At 40.3% G+C, this 21,020-nt stretch carries 17 protein-coding genes; 13 read left to right on the top strand and 4 right to left on the bottom strand.

The window, feature by feature from the left end:
* Window positions 1–6 precede the first annotated feature (6 nt).
* The 7 genes from msrB (at window position 7) to ACYVIL_RS05760 (ending at window position 8,663) form a co-directional block, all read left to right on the top strand.
* Window positions 7–393, top strand: coding sequence for a peptide-methionine (R)-S-oxide reductase MsrB (msrB, locus tag ACYVIL_RS05790; protein ID WP_303471708.1), 387 nt, complete (start codon window positions 7–9; stop codon window positions 391–393).
* 254 nt (window positions 394–647) lie between these two features.
* On the top strand, window positions 648–2,093 hold the full coding sequence (locus tag ACYVIL_RS05785; RefSeq protein WP_460311880.1) for a glyceraldehyde-3-phosphate dehydrogenase: 1,446 nt from the start codon (window positions 648–650) through the stop codon (window positions 2,091–2,093).
* A gap of 204 nt (window positions 2,094–2,297) precedes the next feature.
* On the top strand, window positions 2,298–3,425 hold the full coding sequence (locus ACYVIL_RS05780) for a M14 family metallopeptidase (protein ID WP_460311879.1): 1,128 nt from the start codon (window positions 2,298–2,300) through the stop codon (window positions 3,423–3,425).
* A 66-nt stretch (window positions 3,426–3,491) separates the two neighbouring features.
* Entirely contained in the window at window positions 3,492–5,165 is a 1,674-nt protein-coding gene (locus tag ACYVIL_RS05775) for an alanine/glycine:cation symporter family protein (protein ID WP_460311878.1), read from the top strand.
* An 84-nt stretch (window positions 5,166–5,249) separates the two neighbouring features.
* The gene (locus ACYVIL_RS05770; RefSeq protein ID WP_303471717.1) at window positions 5,250–5,576 is read left to right on the top strand and encodes a hypothetical protein; all 327 of its coding nucleotides are present in this window, start codon (window positions 5,250–5,252) and stop codon (window positions 5,574–5,576) included.
* Window positions 5,576–5,857 carry a YeaC family protein gene (locus tag ACYVIL_RS05765; RefSeq protein WP_460311877.1) on the top strand — a complete coding sequence of 94 codons (282 nt, stop codon included), beginning with the start codon at window positions 5,576–5,578 and terminating at the stop codon, window positions 5,855–5,857. Before ACYVIL_RS05770 ends, ACYVIL_RS05765 begins: the two co-directional genes overlap by 1 nt.
* A complete protein-coding gene (locus ACYVIL_RS05760; protein ID WP_460311876.1) occupies window positions 5,847–8,663 on the top strand; it encodes a DUF349 domain-containing protein in 2,817 nt (938 codons plus the stop codon). Before ACYVIL_RS05765 ends, ACYVIL_RS05760 begins: the two co-directional genes overlap by 11 nt.
* 25 nt (window positions 8,664–8,688) lie before the next feature.
* Here the strand turns inward: ACYVIL_RS05760 and ansA are convergent, their stop codons facing one another.
* Entirely contained in the window at window positions 8,689–9,702 is a 1,014-nt protein-coding gene (gene ansA / locus ACYVIL_RS05755; protein WP_460311875.1) for an asparaginase, read from the bottom strand.
* A 181-nt stretch (window positions 9,703–9,883) separates the two neighbouring features.
* Between ansA and ACYVIL_RS05750 the strand changes: the two genes are divergently transcribed.
* The 6 genes from ACYVIL_RS05750 (at window position 9,884) to ACYVIL_RS05725 (ending at window position 18,378) form a co-directional block, all read left to right on the top strand.
* Window positions 9,884–11,224: a M24 family metallopeptidase gene (locus ACYVIL_RS05750; RefSeq protein WP_460311874.1), complete on the top strand. Its 1,341-nt coding sequence runs from the start codon at window positions 9,884–9,886 to the stop codon at window positions 11,222–11,224.
* A gap of 121 nt (window positions 11,225–11,345) precedes the next feature.
* Complete coding sequence (locus ACYVIL_RS05745; RefSeq protein ID WP_303471726.1) at window positions 11,346–13,193, top strand: DUF885 domain-containing protein; 1,848 nt, start codon at window positions 11,346–11,348, stop codon at window positions 13,191–13,193.
* A gap of 152 nt (window positions 13,194–13,345) precedes the next feature.
* Window positions 13,346–14,473, top strand: coding sequence for an exonuclease SbcCD subunit D (locus ACYVIL_RS05740; RefSeq protein ID WP_460311873.1), 1,128 nt, complete (start codon window positions 13,346–13,348; stop codon window positions 14,471–14,473).
* A 10-nt stretch (window positions 14,474–14,483) separates the two neighbouring features.
* Entirely contained in the window at window positions 14,484–17,546 is a 3,063-nt protein-coding gene (locus tag ACYVIL_RS05735; RefSeq protein ID WP_460311872.1) for an AAA family ATPase, read from the top strand.
* Between the two features lie 97 nt (window positions 17,547–17,643).
* Window positions 17,644–17,928 (top strand): putative quinol monooxygenase, encoded by a 285-nt coding sequence (locus tag ACYVIL_RS05730; RefSeq protein WP_460311871.1) that lies wholly within the window; start codon window positions 17,644–17,646, stop codon window positions 17,926–17,928.
* Between the two features lie 18 nt (window positions 17,929–17,946).
* On the top strand, window positions 17,947–18,378 hold the full coding sequence (locus ACYVIL_RS05725) for a MarR family winged helix-turn-helix transcriptional regulator (protein WP_303471736.1): 432 nt from the start codon (window positions 17,947–17,949) through the stop codon (window positions 18,376–18,378).
* An 87-nt stretch (window positions 18,379–18,465) separates the two neighbouring features.
* Here ACYVIL_RS05725 and ACYVIL_RS05720 read toward each other — a convergent pair whose 3' ends face one another.
* From ACYVIL_RS05720 to lipB, 3 genes are all read right to left on the bottom strand, one after another.
* Complete coding sequence (locus tag ACYVIL_RS05720) at window positions 18,466–19,317, bottom strand: peptidylprolyl isomerase (RefSeq protein WP_460311870.1); 852 nt, start codon at window positions 19,315–19,317, stop codon at window positions 18,466–18,468.
* A gap of 85 nt (window positions 19,318–19,402) precedes the next feature.
* A complete protein-coding gene (lipA, locus tag ACYVIL_RS05715) occupies window positions 19,403–20,365 on the bottom strand; it encodes a lipoyl synthase (protein ID WP_460311869.1) in 963 nt (320 codons plus the stop codon).
* On the bottom strand, window positions 20,358–21,008 hold the full coding sequence (lipB, locus tag ACYVIL_RS05710; protein ID WP_303471743.1) for a lipoyl(octanoyl) transferase LipB: 651 nt from the start codon (window positions 21,006–21,008) through the stop codon (window positions 20,358–20,360). Before lipB ends, lipA begins: the two co-directional genes overlap by 8 nt.
* Window positions 21,009–21,020 lie beyond the last annotated feature (12 nt).

Here is a 21,020-nt window from a genome sequence, read left to right as displayed (position 1 = left end):
AGGGTAATGAAATTAACTGATGAACAATGGCGAGAAAAGTTAACCGATGAAGAGTACAGAGTTTGCCGACAGAAAGGGACAGAACGACCTTTTACCGGTGAGTTACTGCATAATAAAGAAACGGGAAACTACACTTGCACATGTTGTGGCAGTATTCTTTTCTCGTCCGAAGACAAATTTGACTCTGGTTGTGGATGGCCTTCATTTTCTGCACACACAAAACATGATAATGTCGCGTTTCATGAAGATAACTCCTTGGGTATGCAGCGAATTGAAATAGTTTGCAAAAATTGTGATGCCCACCTTGGCCATGTTTTCCCTGATGGTCCAGCACCGACAGGCCAACGTTATTGCGTTAATTCTATTTCTGTTAGGTTTTCCCCACAAAATTAGCCTTAAACAGGCCTTTATATAAAATAGTTTAAAATATTTTTTGTAATATACTTACAGAAAATCCTATCAAAATTAGCGCAATAATGATTGTTCTCCCTAATAAGCCAATTTTATGGGGTAAAATTACATTCAATATCAGTGTTCATTACTATTTTGTCTAAAAGATGAAACTTTATACCAGTTTGGTGATATGGATAACTGCCTTTAGAATAGCCGCGTTTTTTGATGCTATTAACAAATTAGGGTAGTAAAGAATGAATCAGCAGTTTGAACAGGAACTCATGGGCAGTTGGCAGGAGCGTCAAGAATACGCTGAATTGATGCAGCCAGTACTAGGTAAATTATATCGTGATTGTGCTGTTGAAATCTCAATTTTTGGCAGACCTATGTTAGGGGCCAGCGCAATTGATATTATCAAATCACATCGCAAAGTTAGACGCCATACTGGTGACAAACTTAGACTAAGAGAAAGTTGGCCAATTCTAGAAGAAATGAGCAAACTTCAATTAGCACCAGCTCACATTGATTTAGGTAAGTTAGCTTACGCTTATCACCATGATGACAAATTCAAAAATATGGACATCAAAACCTATCTTGATGAACAACTTGCGACTATTGCTGGTAAGCAAGATAATCATCCCGTGCAAGATGTGGTGCTTTACGGTTTTGGTCGTATCGGCAGACTCCTGGCCCGTTTACTTATCGAACGCCAAGGTAAAAACAATAAATTACGTCTTAAAGCAATTGTTGTTAGAGGCGGAAAAGACGGTGACCTAGAAAAACGTGCAAGTTTGTTGCGCAGAGATTCTGTCCATGGTCCATTTAGTGGCAGTATTACTGTTGATCATGAGCGTAACGCGATAAAAGCTAACGGCTCATTTATTCAAGTTATATACGCAGACTCCCCAGACAGCGTTGATTACACCCAATATGGTATTGAAGATGCGATTGTCATTGATAACACGGGGATATGGCGTGACCGCGATGGTTTAGGGCTGCACCTAAAAGCCAAGGGGACTAAAAAAGCCATATTGACCGCACCAGGTAAAGGCGACGTTAAAAATATTGTTTACGGTGTGAATCACAACGATATCACCAGTGATGATACTATTCTTTCCGCTGCGAGTTGCACAACCAATGCGATTACACCTGTTCTTAAGGCCCTCGATGAGCAGTTTGGTATTGAAAATGGACATGTTGAAACGGTTCACTCATTTACCAACGACCAAAACCTTATCGATAACTTTCACAAAGCAGAACGTCGCGGCCGCAGTGCTGCATTGAATATGGTGATTACTGAAACCGGCGCAGCGAAAGCGGTTTCAAAAGCCTATCCCCAATTAGAAGGTAAATTAACTGGTAATGCGATACGGGTGCCAACCCCCAATGTATCCTTAGCCATTTTGAATTTAAACTTAAATAAGTCATCTGACAAAGAAGAAATGAATAATTTCCTGCGAGACTTATCTTTGTTTTCATCCTTGCAACACCAGGTTGACTTTACTTCTTCCATTGAAATTGTATCTACTGATTTAGTTGGTTCTCGTGCTGCTTCTGTGGTGGACTCTCAAGCAACAATTGTTGCTGGTAACCGAGCAACCTTGTATGTATGGTATGACAATGAATTTGGTTATAGCTGTCAGGTAATGCGAGTTGTACAAGCTATGGCTGGTCTCGTTTATCCCACCATTCCTGCTTAAAAAATAAACCAATGGATTCGCCGCTTTTAGTACTTAAAAGCGGCAATCTATGTTTCCCCATTCCATTTCTACTATTACCTGCTTTTACTAAGTTATATTTATAAGCTAATTTAATTTTTTTATTTAAATTAGTGACTCATGCTGACCCATTTTTTATGAGATTATGGTAGATTGAACTCGGTTAAAATATCAGTGAGTCTGAATGTGAAAATAAGCAGCAATTTTGATTCTGGCAATATTGTCGTAATCAATGCAGTAAACCCCAAACAAATCGAATTACAAATACGCAATGACAACCAGTCTGATTTTTATCAATGGTTTCATTTCAAACTAGATTCCACACCTTTCGTAGAGCATAAAATTAATATTGGTGACTTGGCCAACTCAGCATACCCAGAAGGGTGGGAGGGCTATCGAGCTGTTGCCTCGTACGATCGACAAGAATGGTTTAGAGTGGATAGTGTTTTTGACGGTGATAATCTCAGCATTTCCTTTACGCCTGAACATAATCACACGTATTTTGCTTATTTCGCGCCCTACGGTTACGAAAGGCATTTAGATTTATTGGCAAGTGCGCAAGTTAACGACCATTGTCAACTGCACCATTTAGGTGAAACCTTGGATGGTCGTGATATGTCAGTGCTAGAAATCGGGCAACCTGAAACGGATAAACCGATAATTTGGATAACCGCACGGCAACATCCCGGTGAATCCATGGCTGAATGGTTAGTCGAAGGGTTATTAATCCGCCTTTTTGATGCAGATGACGGTGTGGCCAGAAGTTTGCTTGATAAAGCCGTGTTTTATGTTGTTCCTAATATGAATCCTGATGGTTCAGTTCGAGGTCACTTACGCACTAACGCGGTTGGTACGAATCTAAATAGAGAGTGGCAATCGCCAAGTATGGATAAAAGCCCTGAAGTATTTTTAGTTATGCAAAAAATGCAAGAAACAGGGGTAGATTTGTTTTTAGATATTCATGGGGATGAGTCTTTGCCCTATAACTTTGTCGCGGGTTCAGAGGGCAACCCTGGTTATAATGAACGTATTGAAAGATTAGAGAATGCGTTTAAGTCTGCTTTGTTAACCGTGACGCCCGAATTCCAAGACGAATTTGGATACGATAAGGATGCGCCAGGTAAGGCGAATATGACAGTGGCAACTAATGCTGTAGGCCAATTGTACGATTGTTTAGCCTACACCCTGGAAATGCCATTTAAAGACAACGCGCTATTGCCCGACGATGATTATGGCTGGTCTCCTCAAAGGTGCAAACAGCTAGGTGAAGATTTATTAGTCGCAGTCAACGCGGTATTAAAAGATTTACGTTAGATAAAAGAAAAACACAATTAGAAACTTGTATTAAACACCATATAACAATAAAAAAAGGGGAATCGTTTGGAAGTTTTTCATGATTTTTTAAAGCTATTAGATAGCTATTTAGGGGGCAATGCCCTGTTTCCATTTATCTTACTGGGAACAGGTTTGTTTTTTACGATTTTTCTAGGGTTTCCACAGATTCGTTACTTTAAACACGCGTGGAAAGTGGTTACTGGCAAGTTTGATAGCGATGATTCCCCTGGTGATACTAGCCATTTTCGGGCATTAACTACGGCGTTGTCAGGTACAGTGGGTACCGGAAATATCAGTGGTGTGGCCTTTGCCATTTTTCTTGGTGGGCCTGCAGCGCTGTTTTGGATGTGGGCTACTGCATTTTTTGGTATGACCACAAAGTTTGTTGAGGTCACCTTGTCTCACAAATACCGCGAGAAGACCGAAGATGGAACTATGGCCGGTGGCCCCATGTACTACATGGATAAACGTTTAAATATGAAGTGGCTAGCAGTGGCATTTGCCATTGCAACGGTCATCAGTTCTTTTGGTACAGGAAACTTACCTCAAAGTAATGGTATTGCAACTAGCATTGAAGAAACTTTTGGCTTTGAACCTTGGATTGTCGGTAGTGTTTTAGGTATTTTGCTTGCCTTAGTCATTTTAGGTGGGATACAGCGTATTGCTGCAGTGACATCTAAGATTGTTCCTTTTATGGCCTTAGTTTATTTAATTGGTGCCTTAGCCGTTATATTTGCCAATTTAGAAAATATCGGTCCTTCATTTACCTCAATATTTGCAGACTTATTTACCGGTTCAGCGGCAACAGGAGGCTTCCTTGGCGCTTCAATTGCGTACGCCTTTAATCGTGGTGTGAATCGAGGTTTGTTCTCCAATGAAGCGGGGCAAGGTTCTGCTCCCATTGCCCATGCTGCAGCTAAGACCAAAGAACCTGTTTCTGAAGGTATGGTTTCCATCCTAGAGCCTTTCATCGATACTATTGTCATTTGTACGTTAACCGGTTTAGTGATTCTCTCTTCCGGAGTTTGGAAAGATAAACATATCAATGAATTTGAACGCTCCAGTCTTGAAATAGTTGCCGGTACCTATTCTGAAGATGATCAACAGGATCGTGAAAACCTTTATCATTATTTAAACCATATCGGTAATTCAAATGTGGAAAAATACACTGGTGATATTCAGGTTGTGTCAGGTAAAGCCGTGAGTAGCGGATTTACTATCATCCATGCCCGATCATTAGCTGAAGATGTGGTCTATACTGTTGGTGGTAATGAAGATTTATTCACCGGATCCGTTAAAGTTGTAGATGGCGGCATCGTAAAAGACAATTTAATTTTAACCGGTAAATCCTTAGTCCACTCTGCCCGTTTAACGACGATAGCCTTTACCAAAGGATTTTTTGGTGACTTTGGTCAGTATATCGTTTCCATCGGTTTACTATTGTTTGCTTTCTCAACGGCAATTGCTTGGTCTTATTATGGTGATAGGGCAATGACCTATCTATTAGGTTCACGTTCGGTTATGCCTTATCGAGTCGTCTATGTTGCAGGTTTTGTCTGGGCTTCATTTTCTGACACAGAATTGGTCTGGACCTTAGCAAGTGTTGCTATTGTGGTTATGACCTTACCAAACTTGTTCGGCATTTTGATGCTAAGCAAAGAAATGAAAAGCTCAGTAAAAGATTATTGGGAAAGATTTAATAAGGAAAATAAATCTTAATCCAGTACAATATTCTTAATAATTAATTTGTGTAGCGTTGACGCCAGGAAACTAGCGTCAACGTTTTGTATTTGGAGTTTGAATATGGCACTAATAGAATGTCCAGCATGTAATAAGAAAATTTCTGACAAAGCGGATTCGTGTTCTCATTGTGGTTTTGCTGTTGGGGATGCGTCTGCAGAAGATCTCCTGCGTAAAAAGAACCTCAACAAATTTAAAAAACAACACAGTATTCAAAATCAGTCGATGTTAGCCATGCTGATGTTTGTTGCTGGCTTTGGTTTTATGTATTGGGGTGGGGCACAGCCAGGCGATCTTCAGCATTCCATTGCAATAGCGGTCTCAGTGACAGGGTTTGTTTGGTATGTGGTCAATCGAATTCGATTAATTTTTATAAAGCGAGCTAATTAGTGAGTATCGATGCATTAGTGTCTTCAATGACAAAAGAAACCTATGAAAAGTTGTTGCAAGCAGTAGAAACAGGTAAGTGGCTTGACGGTTTGCCCTTGACAGAAAGTCAACGAGAGAGCAGCATGCAAGCGGTTATGATGTATCAAGCGAAAGTTTTAAAACTTGATCAACATATGACCTTAAATGCTGATGGCCAAATTAATCATAAAAGCCGTCAACAACTTAAAGAGCAGTTCGCTCCACAAAGCAGCATAGCACGGTTTAAGCAGGATGATTTTTAAACACTTTTTTCGACCCAAGTATCAAGATCCTAACCCGCAAGTTAGAATTCAAGCGATTGCGAATTTAATTCCAGAAGAATCACAACACAAATCTCAATTGCATGAACTAGCATTCAATGACGAAGATCCTAACGTTAGTCTTGCGGCTTTGACTCGCCTGAACAGTTTTGCACTGTGGTGTAAAATGGCAGACACCGCTAAATCAGAGCGGGTTAAAAAACGTGCTCAGACAATGGTTGAAAATGCCTTATTTGATCAAGGTGATTTGGTCATAACAGATCAAGAAAGAAAACGATTTATTGCCGAATGTAAAAGCAATTCACTGTTAGAAAAATTACTGCAATTACCCTCAGTCAAAAATGATGAATCTGGTTTGTTGTTGACAGTGTTAAACAAGCTAAATAAGCCCCATGTAACCAAACAGCAATTTATCAATAGTAATAATGAGAAAGTGCAGTTGAGTTTATTAGCTTATATAGAGGACGAATCGACCTTGAGCAAAGGGTTAAAAAGAACCTCGTTCTCTGTCGTTGAAGAGGCTATTCGTCTCAAGCTTAAACAAATTGAAGAAGCTAAACTCAAACCAATAGAAATTGAGAAAGATGCGAAGTTAGTGTTGTCTCAATTGTTGGCATTAAAAGATAAGTCTGACTTTGTGCAAATCAAACAGCAAAATGAAGCGTTAGTTAAGTCATTTTTGTCACTTCAACCAGAATTCACTTACCTTAAAGACGAAACTGAAAAGCAATTAAACGCTAGATTTGACGAAATAAAACAAAAAATTTCTCATTTAATTCAACAGTTAGCGCCACAGTTTGAAGCAGCTGAGCGAGCTAATGGGCTTAATAAAGGGCTTAATGAAATCCAACAGAAAGTTAATTCAATATTAGCTGAAGTGAATTTAGAACTTGCACAAGATGTTGAAAAGGTAACCTTAGGCGCCGTTGAATCCTATGAACACGCGCTGCAAGATTGCCAACAACAATTAGCGGGTATATTGCCTGAGTTAACTGACCTCCAATCATTGAAAGAAGTGTGGGATGATATTTCAGCGCAGATTATTCAATGTCGTTCGACTTTAGAGCGGTTACCTGAATTTAAAAAAGCGGTAACCTTAGGTAAAGAATTTATTGAAAAGTTTAAGCGTTTGGAATCGCCTACGGACATTAGTCAGATCAATGCCGCTAAAGAATATTTAGCCGAACAAACTGCTTACTGGCAAGATTTATCTTCCCCCTATGGCTCAGGTTGGCCAAAAGAACTTAATACTCAGTGGCAAGCGTGCCGTAAAGAATTTAACGCAGGTTTAAATAAGCTAATTGCTGGCGTAAAACAAAATGAGAATCGCTGTAAAGCTAAGTTGCGCGCTATAGACAGTTTAATTTCTCAAGGTAAATACAATGCTGCTATGGGCTTGTACTCAAAGGTAATAACTTGGTATGAGCAATTACCTGAGCGAAATCAACAACATATTAGTCGCCAACTAGAATCAATCAAAGAGCAAATTGAAAACCTTAAAGACTGGCAACATTATATAGCTCAACCGCGTAAACCGGCAGTGTTGAAAGAAGCTGAAACCATTGCATTGCATCCTTTGGAAATTGATCAACAGGTTGCCGAGGTGAAACGTTTGCGAAGTGCTTGGAATAGCCTTGGAAATACCGGTGCCGAAGCGGATACTCTTCTTAATAAAGCCTTCGACATGGCGATTGAAAAAGCATTTGAACCCTGCCGTTTGCACTTTGCGGAAATGGAAGCTCAACGCAAAGAAAATGAACAGCTAAAGTTAGGTTTAATTGAACAATCAAAATTACTGCAAACATCAGATAAACCTATTAGTGACATTGCTGACGAGGTTATGCAGATTCAACAGCGTTGGAGACAGGTTGGTAAAGTAGATTACAAGATTTTAGACGCCATTAATCAGGCTTATGCAAATGCACTTAAGCCCCTAAAAGAGCGGGTTCAGAAATTTCATCATGAAAATGCAGAAGCGAAGCAGCTACTCATTAACAAGGCGCAGCTTTTACTTGAAAATGAAGAAATCAATGATGCTGTAGAGCAAGCAAAAAAGCTACAGCTTCAGTGGAAGGAAATCGGCAACGCTGGTCGAAAACAAGATTCATTATTGTGGAAAGAATTTAGAAGTATCAATGATAGTTTATTTGCTAAACGTAATGATCTTCAAGCGAATACTAAACTCGTTCAGCAAAAACAAACTGAAGAAGCAGAGCGTAAACTAGACGATATACTAGGGCTGGCGAACACAGTTAACAGCTTAGGGGAAATTGAGCACGCGTCTGAGCAATTGCAGCAGTTTGCTGCTACTTTTGATAATGGTAACGGAAATAAGGTTTCAAAATCCATTCATCATAAGATAGCTAAAATTGAAAAACTGTTGCTCAGCAAAAAAGATTCACTACATAACGACAAAAAACGGAAAGTGTTAGTGGAGTTGTTTGAGTTGCTGGCAGGTTCGAACACCGAAGGTGAGACGAATGAGTTGCTTGAGCATCTTCCCCAGGCATGGAAACAAGCCTATCTTAACCAAAAAAACAGCGATTTCAATCGTAATGAAATAGCCGTATTATTAGAGATACTCGATTCTCAAGACAGCCCCCAAGAGGATTCGCAGTTACGCAAAAATCTGCAATTACAAATGATGACTGACAAATTGCAACATGGTGAGCAGATTGATAAAGACAATTTGCTAATACAGTTTATTCAGCATGGAAAATTATCATCTGATGCCCCAGACAAAGAGCGTCGGTTGATTGAACGTGTGAAGTCTCACTTTATCCAATAATTAAACGATCAAAACGCGCGTTGAATTAACTTAATTCACCGCGCAGATTGGTTATTAATTGATGTTTAATCTCGTCCACTGAAAGATCTTTACTTAATAAATAATGTAACTTGGCTAAGGCAGCTTCTGGCGTCATGTCGTTGCCAGATACCACGCCGACTTCACGCAGCACATGGCCATTAGCATATCCACTCATATTCACTTTACCACTAACACATTGAGTGCAGTTGAGCACAATTATATCGTTCTGTTGGGCTGCTTTTAGTTGCGTCAGTAAGGCTTTATTTTGCGGCGCGTTACCAACGCCATAACTCAGTAGTACCAATGCTTTGACTGGCTGTTGTATGGTGTTTCTGATCACTTCGGCACTGATCCCTGGATATAAGGTAACCACGCCTATAGGTTGGGCATTGACCGGGCTGACTCTCATGATTTTTTGAGTTGGTTGACTGATTTTTCCGGCAATGAGTTCGATATCAATTCCGGCTCTAAGCAATTCAGGATAATTGGGCGAGCCAAAAGCCGCAAAGCCATCAGCGTCTACTTTACGACTACGATTTCCTCGAAAAAGGCGATTGTTGAAATACAGTGATACTTCGGAAATCGGGTAATTTGCAGCGATGTACAGCGCATTTAACAGGTTTACCTGTCCATCTGAACGTAATTCGGCAAGGGGGATTTGTGAGCCCGTCACTATTACCGGTTTACCTAGGTCTTCCAACATAAACGATAAGGCAGATGCGGTATATGCCATGGTATCGGTTCCATGCAAGATAATGAATCCATCATAGTCAGCGTAGTTTGCGCTAATATCATCAGCGATATTTTGCCAATCCGTAGGGCTCATGTCGGAAGAATCAATCAAGCTTTGATACTCATGAATCTTAAACTCTGGCATTTCGGGGCGGTGAAATTCAGGCATATTGTTCAAGGTTTCAGTTAAAAAGCCTGAGACTGGAATATAACCATGATTAGAAGGCCGCATACCTATGGTCCCTCCGGTATAGGCCACATAAATACGTTTTTTAGTCTGAGTCATCGTTTTTGTTGTCTATTCATTTAATCGCGTCATTCTAACCCAAAAAATTTTTAAATTGATGATATATTCTTGTAATTGGTTTGAATAATCTCAAAAATAATTTAAACGGGCTCGTCGCCATTAATCACTAATTGAAGGGACGGGTTGATGGAACTGCTTGTTGGAAAATAAAGGATCAATTTTGGTAAATATAAAAACAATCGCGCCATTACTGCTAATCCTGGCTAGTACACTGTTTGCAGGCTACTCCCAGGCTGAAGTGCTGAGTATGCGGGAGCGCGCTACAGTAATAGATGACATTCTCAAAGATCGCTTGGAAAACATCCTTCCTCAGTTAATGGAGCGGGAAGGAATTGACATGTGGATCCTGATATCCAGGGAATACAACGAAGACCCTGTGTTAAAAACCATGTTGCCAGCGACTTGGTTGTCAGCACGTCGCAGAACGATATTAGTATTGTTTAACCCCGGGAAAGGGCAACCCATTGAACGTCTTGCGGTGAGTCGTTATGACGTTGATAGTATGTTTAGAAAGGGCTGGAATAAAGAACAACAACCGAATCAATGGCAACGACTCGTTGAGCTAATACAGCAAAAAAATCCACAAAAAATTGCCATCAATAAATCTGATCATTTTGCCTTAGCCGATGGGGTCACTGCGACTGAACACCAAGAGTTAATGGATGCACTACCTAATGAGTTGTCGAACAAGGTGGTTTCATCACAAAATTTAGCAATTGCTTGGTTAGAAACCCGCAGTCCTAAAGAAATGCAAATATATCCAGAGTTAATTAAAATCGGTCATAGTTTAATCGCCGAAGCCTTTTCTAATCAGGTCATTACACCGGGTAAAACCACTACTGAGGATGTGGTTTGGTGGTTGCGAGAAAAAAGCAGAGAACTAAAATTAATAAATTGGTTTCATCCCTCAGTATCCATTCAGCGTTCAAGCTCTGTAAAATTTGACCACCTAAAAGCGTTTACCGGCACTAATGTTGAACAAGTAATTCAACCTGGAGACCTTTTACATGTGGATTTTGGTTTGGTCTACCTGAGGTTAAATTCTGATCAACAACAACACGCCTATGTACTAAAACCAGGGGAAACAGATGCGCCTAGCTACTTAAAAGAAGCCTTTGCAAAGGCCAATCAATTACAGGATATATTCACCCAGAACTTCAAAGTGGGTAGAACGGGTAATCAAGTTCTTAAAATGTCGCGTCAGCAAGCTATTGCACAAGGCATTAAACCTTCCATTTATACTCACCCTATTGGCTATCACGGACATGCAGCTGGTACCACATTAGGCATGTGGGATTCCCAAGGTGGTGTGCCTGTTACGGGTGATTACCCATTGCATTACAACACCGCTTATTCCATTGAACTGAATGCGGCTAGCTTTATTCCAGAATGGAAAAAAGAGATTCGCATTATGTTAGAGGAGAACGCGTTTTTTGACAGAGCAGGGGTACGTTATTTAGATGGGAGGCAGACAAGGCTTCACCTTATTCAGTCCCATTAAATTAAGGGAAGTCGAATAAGCATAAAAAATGTTACAGAGTTTGTTTTAACAAGCTAGAAGCAAAGTGCTTTGTTATGCTTAACCTTCAATAATAAAAATATGCACTTACACAGGAAAATATATGAAATTCACAGTTAGTAACTTAGCCGTTAAACAGGCTCTGATTGCAATGTCTGTATCTATTGCTTTAGTCGGTTGTGCCGCAAACAATAATGTAAGCAAGACTACTAGTCCAGTTGCTGCGCCACAAGCATCACAGTTAACCGAGTCACAAAAAATTCAAACCTTAGCTGAAAATTATTTTGATGAGAGTATGGCGCTTAACCCGGTCTACTCGACTTTTATGGGAGAAACCAAATATAACGATCAATTTAATGAACCTCTTAGCGATAAAGTTCTAGCTAAACATTTGGCGTTGGATAAAAAATATTTAGCAGCAGTTAATCAAATTGATCCTAGTAAATTGAGAGGTCAAGATTTGCTCAGTTATGAAATCTTGAAACGTGATCTTGAAGTGGATATTCGCGGCTATGAATTACCTGAACACCTGATGCCCATTAGTCAGTTCGGTGGCGTACATAGTTATTTTGCCATGTTAGGCTCAGGTAGCAGCGCACAGCCTTTTAATAATGCACAAGATTATCGTAACTTTATGAAACGTTCTGAGGGTTTTGCTGCTTATATGGACAGCGTGATCACCACCATGCAGGAAGGTATCAAAGCAGGGGTAGTGCACCCTAAGCCTATTATTAGAAAGCTTGTTCCCCAATTGAAAGCCCATGTAGTTGATGATGTGAGCAAGAGTGTATTTTACGGTCCTGTTGCCGCATTAGATGATAATGAAAATATTTCCGAAGAAGAGAAAGCCACACTAAAAAGTGAGTATATTGCCGTTATTGAGCAGATTATTATCCCTGCCTATGACAAGGTTGCAACATTTGTGGAAGGTGAGTATCTAGAAAATGGACGGGATAGCGTAGGCTTATCGGCCCTTCCTAATGGCAAAAAGTGGTATGAATACCGTATCGAAACCAACACCACTTTGCCCCTAACTGCTCAAGAAATACATGAGTTTGGTAAACAAGAAGTGGCCCGTATTTTATCAGAAATGGTTAAGGTTAAAGAAACGGTTGGTTTTGAAGGCGATTTACCTGCATTTTTTGAGTTTTTACGCACAGATGACCAATTCTATTTCGACTCTAAACAAGGGATCATTGATGGCTACACAGAAGTAAAAGAAAAAATTAATCAAAAATTGCCATTATTGTTTGAAGTCTTTCCAAAAGCCGATTATGTGGTGAAACCGGTTGAAGCTTACCGAGAAGCCTCAGAAGCCGGAGCTAGTTACATGCCTCCTTCTCCGGATGGCTCCAGACCAGGGATTTTTTATATTAATACGCGAGATCTTAAAGGTCAGCCAAAATTTTCTTTGGAAACTTTGAGTATTCATGAAGCTGCCCCGGGGCATCACTTCCAAATTGCCATTCAGCAAGAAGTGGAAGGCTTACCTAAATTCCGTAAATTTGGCGGTTATACTGTGTTTGCAGAAGGGTGGGCATTATATGCCGAAAGCTTAGGAAAAGAGTTAGGTCTGTTTACTGACCCATACATGTGGTACGGCCGCTTAAGTGATGAACAACTTCGTGCGATGCGTTTAGTTGTAGATACCGGCTTGCATGCGTTTGGCTGGACACGTGAGCAAGCAATTGACTTTATGCTAGAGAATTCATCCATGGCTAAAAGCGATGTGGTGGCAGAAGTTGAGCGTTATATTTCTATCGGTGGGCAAGCCCTTGCGTATAAAATTGGTCAGCGACATATCCGTATGTTGCGCAATAAAGCTTCTGCTGCCCTTGGTGACAAGTTTGACGTACGAAAATTTCATACCCAAGTGTTGATTGATGGCGCGTTACCTATGCCAATTCTAGAAGCTAAAATTGATCGTTGGATTGAGAGCCAAAAAAGTTAATCAAACTCACTACAGGCACAGTAAACAAGGTTTACTTAGCAAACTGCGTTTTTAAGCCCATCGATGATGGGGTAGTATCATAGACGAGACTTTGGTCTCGTCTTTTTGTTGTAATTACATTGTTTCTAACTGCTCTAATTTATAGGATATTCGTGAAGTTTTTACATACCTCAGACTGGCATATTGGCCGCCAATTCCACAACGTCTCTTTGCTTGAAGATCAAGAATATGTCTTAAATCAGTTAATTGATCACATTAAGCAACACGAGGTTGATGCACTCATTATCGCTGGTGATATTTATGATCGCGCTTTACCGCCGGCCAGCGGAGTTGAATTATTAGACACTGTGCTAAGTACCATTTGTATGGACCTAAACATACCTACAATTTTGATCCCTGGTAACCATGATAGTGCCGAAAGAGTCCGATTTGGCGCGAATCAGATGAAACAGTCGGGTTTACATATCCTAGGAGATTTACAGCAGATTACGCAACCAACCGTCATCCAGGTCAAAGGCGTGGAAGTGGCGTTTTACGGCATTCCTTATTGTGAACCGGCGATGGTGAGAAATACCTTTGGTGTGGACGTGGCTAACTATGATGAAGCCCATACTTTCTTGGTTGAGAAAATAAAAAAGGTGATGTCAGAGAAGCAAAAGAATGTGCTTATCAGTCATTGTTTTATTGATGGGGCAACTGAATCTGATTCCGAAAGACCATTGCAGATAGGCGGTGCCGACCGTGTTAGCTATCATCCTTGTGTCGACTTTGACTATGTGGCTTTAGGTCATCTGCATAGCCCACAGTTTAAAGGTCAAGAACATATTCGTTATTCAGGTTCGATTATGAAGTATAGCTTTTCTGAGCAAAATCAGAAAAAAGGCGTGACCCTTGTTGAGGTGGGCAGTGGTGAATCAGTCTCAATGCAACATTTACCTCTCATTCCACTTAGGGATATGCGCATTATTGAAGGTGAATTAAACACTATTTTGCAGCAGGGAAAAGTCGACCTCAATAACGATGATTACCTTTTAGTGAGGCTATTAGATAAACACGCCATTTTAGATCCCATGGGTAAGTTAAGAGAAGTCTACCCAAATGTTTTACACCTTGAAAAACCTGGCATGCTTGAATCTAATGCCTCTCAGTTGAAACAAGAATCGTTAAAGCGGGGAGAACTCGAAATGTTTCGCGATTTCTACTCACAAATTGCTGGCCAAGAGATGTCAGAAGATCAGGACAAGCTGGTTACTGAATTGATCAATAATCTAACTAAATAAAGGGATAACGATGAAGCCGCTTAAACTCACTGTGCACGCTTTTGGCCCGTTTTCAGGCACTGAAAGCATCGATTTTGCTGATTTAGGTGCCAACCCTTTATTTTTAATCAATGGCCCCACGGGGGCTGGAAAAAGTTCAATATTAGATGCCATTTGTTTTGCGCTATATGGGCAAACAACGGGGGCTGAGCGTTCTGCTTCGCAAATGCGTTGTGACTTTGCAGAGATTAATTTACTCACCCAAGTAACCTTAGATTTCAGCTTGGGCAATAAAGCCTATCGAATATCCCGTATACCCATGCAAGAAAGAGCTAAGAGTGTAGGGGAAGGCACTACGTCGCAAAATTCAAAAGCAACCCTGTGGGAGTTAGATGGTAGTGATAATCATAAACTATTAGTGTCATCAAGCGTAAAAGAAGCTGATCAGCAAATTAAACGCCTTATGGGTTTAGATGTTGAACAGTTTCGACAAGTTATGGTTTTACCCCAAGGCAAATTTAGAGAATTGTTGTTAGCCGACTCTAAAGATCGCGAAAAAATATTTAGTCAGCTATTTCAAACTTCCATTTATAAAAAGATTGAAGATGCATTAAAAGTCAAAGCTGCAGACATTAAAAAAGCGGTAGAACAACATCAGAATCAAATAAAAGGCATTTTGCAAAGTGCTGATGTCAACTCACAAGAGCAGGTTGATACCAGTATCGTTCAAATCAAACCAGAACTTGAAGTAGCCTTGACTCACAAGCAAGATGCGGAACAGTTCGTTAGACAAACTGAAAAAGCCTTAGATGCAGCCAATCAATTAGGTAAAAAGTTCGTCGATTATGAGCTGAAAAACAAACAATTAGAACAGCACAAAGAACTGACGCCCGAAATAGACAAGCAGAAACATCAACTTAAACTAGGGTTAAACGCGCAAAAATTATCGCCTTACTACAATGGGAAAAGGGTTGCAGGGTTAAAGTTAACCCAAGGGAAGCAAAAACTGAGGGATAGTCAAATTGAATTGGGTAAATGCGACTCCTTATTAAAACAAGCGTTAGAAGGTTTTAACAGTGCACAGATTGAGCAACAACAAGTTGAATCAAAACAAAAACAACTGTCGGAAGTTGAACAATACTTAAACTTAGCACGCAATCTAGAGGTTGCCAAAAAGATAAAGTCTAAAACCGAAACACAAGCCGCCGAAAGTAAAATAAAGCTTGATGCACAGCGCGGTCGAATTCATGCAATCCAATGTGAAATTCAGCTTTTAGAACAACAATGGCATGAACTATCTGAACAGGTTAGCTCCATTGCTGATGAAAAGCTGTTACTTGAAAAACAAACTCAGATATTGACTAAGGCTAAAAAATTACAACGTTTATTTAGTGAATTGAAACAGTTACAACAGCTAAGTGCCAATGAGAAAAGTCGCTACGATTCTGCCCAAAATCATTTATTAGAAAGCTCAACCTTGGTTAAACAAACCGAGATGTCTTGGCATGCTAGCCAAGCGGCCATTTTAGCTAAAGAACTTAGCGATGGAGAGCCTTGTCCTGTTTGCGGTAGCTTACAACATCCTAATATTGCTACCACACAATCGGATATGGAATTTACCAGCAAAGATAAAGTCGAAGAAGTCAGAAATATTGAGCAACAAGCACGTCAGGCCCTGGATATTGCTAAAGCTGAATTTGATACTGCAGTAGCGAATGAAACCGTTAAACAAAGTCTAATTGATAGTTTACAAAAGGAGTTAGGAGAAGTTGCGGTTAAAAAGGTAGAAGTGCTGCAAACTGAACATAATACCCAGCAAAGCAAAGTCACTGAGTTGCTATCGGTGCAAGCAAGATTAAAGGGCGTGGCAGAAAGCCTGCAACTGAATAAAAACAAACTTAAAGAAGAACAAGATAAAAACGCGGCTTTACAGGAAAAATCAGCTCTGGATGAGAAAAACTTAATTACAGCTAATGCGAATGTAGAACAGTTAGAGCAGCAAATACCAGAATCCCAACGCAATATTCCTGAACTTGAATCTCGTATTGATATTTTCAAACAGAAGATTGCTCAGCTTAATCAAACTTTGGTCTCGGCTCGTCAAACCAAAGACAATGCCCAGTCTAACTTTGACCAAGAGCATGCTAAAAATAAAGCGTTGCAGGCAAACGTATTTGAACTTGAAACGGAAAGTCACGATGCGGAAAGTGTGTGGAAAAAAGGCTTAAGTGCAAGTGAATTTGTAAATGAGGAGGCGTTTTTAGGAGCACTGCTAAGTGAACAACAGCAAAGTGAGTTACAAAGCAATATTGATGATTTTCAAACTAAGCTAGATACCTTAACAGGTGCGGTTTCGCAACTTCAATCTGAGTTAAAAGATCAATCCAAACCTAACCTAGCATTGATTAACCATGAATTAGCCCAAGCTAAAAGCGTTCTCAATGAAAAAGATACTAAATGGCGTGAATTAGAAGAGCGTAAAAATCAACTCATTTCCGTGCAAGCAAAGTTAATTGCGGCACATAAAAAGAATCAAGCCCTAGAAGCAGAATATCAAACTGTCGGCACCTTATATGAGGTATCCAATGGACTCACAGGGGATAAAGTGAGCTTGCAGCGCTTTGTATTGAGCGTGTTGTTAGATGATGTATTAATACAAGCTTCCCAGCGACTGTCGCTAATGAGCAAAGGACGCTATCAACTTATACGCAAAGAGGAACGTGCTAAAGGTAATAAAGCTTCTGGACTAGAGTTGGAAGTAGATGACGCCTATACAGGTAAGTCTCGACCAGTGGCGACGCTCTCAGGAGGGGAATCCTTTATGGCTGCTTTATCTCTTGCTCTGGGGCTATCTGATGTAGTCCAGTCATATTCAGGGGGAATTCGCCTTGATACATTATTCATTGATGAAGGATTTGGCAGTTTAGATTCTGAATCCTTAGATTTGGCCATACGCACCTTAATCGATTTACAATCCACTGGTCGCATGATTGGTATCATTTCTCATGTCAGCGAATTGAAAAGTCAAATGGCGCTGCGTGTTGACGTGAAATCAGGTAGAGGTGGCAGTCAAATTGAACTCGTTTGTGCATAAATTGACTAACATTAAGTGTTGCTAGTCAAAATCTAGGATTGACAAGTCCCAGCATATAGTTACCATGGTAACTATATTATTTGTTAAGGACATCATAATGCACTGCATCTTCGCTAGTATTACGCCAAAACCCGAGTATTTTACATCCGCCGAGAAAGCGATTTTGGGTATAGTGGAAAGCACTCGTAAAGAAGAGGGGTGTGTGCGATTTGATGTGCACACCAATCAAGGCCTGACGCAGCTCTTTTTATACGAGCAATGGCTAGATGAAGCAGCCCTTGAGCAGCATTACCAGCGAGATTATACAAAAAAGGTATTTTCAGCTTACCAAGAGTGGTTAGCTGAACCTGTTGACATAAAAGCTATGACTTTACGTAAATAGTGGTTTGAGCGTAACAATATGTTTTTCTTAAAAGAGTTGCCTACCCAATCTATGATAAAGCAATATAGTGAGGCGTATTTTCCCGGGCAAACAGAAGAAGTGGCTAATCAGTTACAAGGGTTACGAGAATTCAGCATTTTGCTGCGTAAATTAGAAGACTATTTTGCGTCCCACAACCTGTCTCAACTGCGGTTTTTGGTGTTAATGGTGATTGATCGAGAGCCGGAGCGGAACTACCTTTATGCTCATGAAATAGCAGAACGCTTAGATGTATCTAAGCCTGTGTTGAGCAGAGCAATCAAGACCCTTGCAAAAGATAGTTTATTGACTTCCAAAAAAGATAATCAAGATGCAAGGGCGCTGGTATTATCTCTGACGCCATCCAGTAAAACATTACTGAAGTCCATATTGCCAGGCTATTTTCAAATTCTTAAGAATAAACCCACTTAACTAATGTTGTTTTACCGTTGGGGCGTTACTTGTTAGTGCTGAGCTTTTAGCCCCTGTGTTTTTATTCTATCTGTATTTATCCGATATTTATTCGTGAATCAGAGCTTTTGGCTTGTAGTAGCACATATCTAAGTTTCCATTGCCTTTAAAATGAAAAAACTCATTTTCTAAATTTCGAGAACTGCGTAAACGCTCTTGAAAGGCGTTTGAATCTTGTTTTTGTATTTCAATTTTGATGCGTTGGTCAGGGGCGATATTCTCAGCCATTTTAATCCATTGTATTTTACTACGTTGCCCACTTTTTTCGATTAAGCCAGTGGCTACATTAACATGTGCGCGTTTTAATGATTGAACAACGTGCATGCCGTAAATGACTTGACCAAAAGAGCTCATATTGCGGTCGAGGTGCCGCGTGGCTTGACCTATGACAATGTAAAAGTGCGTGCTAGCAGAGTCTTTATCTACCTCTCTGGCCATAGCTACATTTCCTGGACAATGCAGCAGCCACTCTTCTTTGGTTTGTAAATCTCGGCCAGCTGGAAATTCATGTAAGTAACCCGTTTCAGGGGCCATGAAATCATTCTTTTGTTCCAATTGAAATGCACTTATTGGCGGGATCGATCGGGTAAACTCCGCCGCTAACTGACGATTAAACTGAGTGGGCTTTTTTTCGTCAACATCACCTGCCTGAGCAACAAAACCATCTATCACTCGATAAAAGTCCAAGCCATCGTAATACCCTTCATTAACTAAGTTTTTAAATCGTTTCACATGATTAGGAGCAATAAAGGGGGCTAGCTCTATGATCACTAAGCCTTCTTCAGTCTGCATATACACTTGATTTTCTAATCGCGGTGCTCGCCATTCAGTTTGTACTTTACTTAAAGCGGAATACGAAAAAAAGGTGAAAATGACGAAGATCGCGCTGAATGTTTTCAATGTCGTTCCTTAAAATTAAAAAGCCCGTTAATGATTACATTAACGGGCTTTAATTCATCCGTAAACTAGTTAGTGCCGTAATTAATTATTTTACTTCAACACCAGCCGCTTGTTTATCTGCATGATAGCTAGAACGAACCATAGGGCCACAGGCCGCATGAGTAAAACCAATGCTATGAGCATAATCACCCAATTCGTCAAATTCACTTGGGTGTATGTAGCGCTTTAATGGGTAGTGATGTTTACTTGGTTGTAAATATTGACCCAAGGTGAGCATATCAACGTTATGGGCGCGTAAGTCATCTAACACCACACTGATTTCTTGTTTGTCCTCTCCCATACCCATCATCAAACCTGACTTCGTAGGGATTTCAGGGTGCTGCTCTTTGAATTTCTTAAGAAGATCTAAGGACCACTGATAATTTGCTCCTGGACGACATTCACGATAAAGGCGCGGGATAGTTTCCAAATTATGATTAAACACATCTGGAACGCCTTGCTTAAATATCTCTAAAGCACGGTCCATACGTCCACGGAAGTCGGGCACAAGCACTTCAATTTTTGTGGTAGGGCTGTGCTCACGGATAGCATTGATACAATCAACAAAATGTTGAGCACCACCATCGCGAAGGTCATCACGGTCAACAGAGGTGATAACCACATATTTTAAACCCATCTCAGCAATGGTTTTTGCCAGTTTAATGGGTTCTTCTGCACTAGGAGGTAAAGGTTTACCATGGGCAACGTCACAAAATGGGCAGCGACGAGTACAGATATCGCCTAAAATCATAAAAGTAGCCGTACCGTGATTAAAACATTCTGCCAGGTTAGGGCAACTTGCTTCTTCACATACTGAGTACAGGTTATTTTTGCGCAAGGTTTGTTTAATGTGATCAATTTTTTCCGTTGTACGGGGTAATTTAATTTTGATCCACTCAGGCTTACGCAACATTTGCTCCTTTTCTGTAGGAACAATCGTAATGGGAATGTGTTTTACTTTCTCATCATCGCGGAGTTTAACTCCTGCTTGTGGTCGTGCGTTACTCATCAAAACCTTCTTTATATTCTTTGTGATCGATATTTAACAAATTGCAAAAATGCTCAACTAATTTAGTTCCAGCTTCATTCACCGTTTGCGGTCCACCTATAGTTGCGCAATTTATCATTTCAAGCCCCGCATAGCCACAAGGATTAATACGGTTAAATGGAGACAAGTCCATATTTACATTTAAGGCTAAGCCATGAAACGAGCAGCCTTTACGAATACGAAGCCCCACTGAACAAACTTTTTTATGGTCAACATATACCCCAGGTGCATCCGCTTTAGGGTAGGCGTCTATTGAATAATCTTGCAACGTATTTACCACACTATTTTCAAGGGCAGTAACTAAGTTTCTAACCCCCAGCTTACGTCGCTTAATATTTAATAGAACATACATGGTTTGTTGGCCAGGACCGTGATAAGTCACTTGACCACCTCTGTCTACTTTTACCACGGGGATATCCCCTGGTGCCAGTAAGTGTTCTTCTTTACCCGCTTGACCTTGGGTAAATACCGGCAAATGTTCAACTAGCCAAATTTCATCTGCAACTGAGGTGTCTCGATTGTCAGTGAAATCTTGCATTGCTTGCCAGATTGGGTGGTAACTTTGTTTACCAAGTTGACGAACAATTAGAGACATATTATACAAAACATCCCACTG

The organism is Aliiglaciecola aliphaticivorans (assembly GCF_054782055.1).
This window is presented reverse-complemented; position numbering and strand designations above follow the sequence as displayed.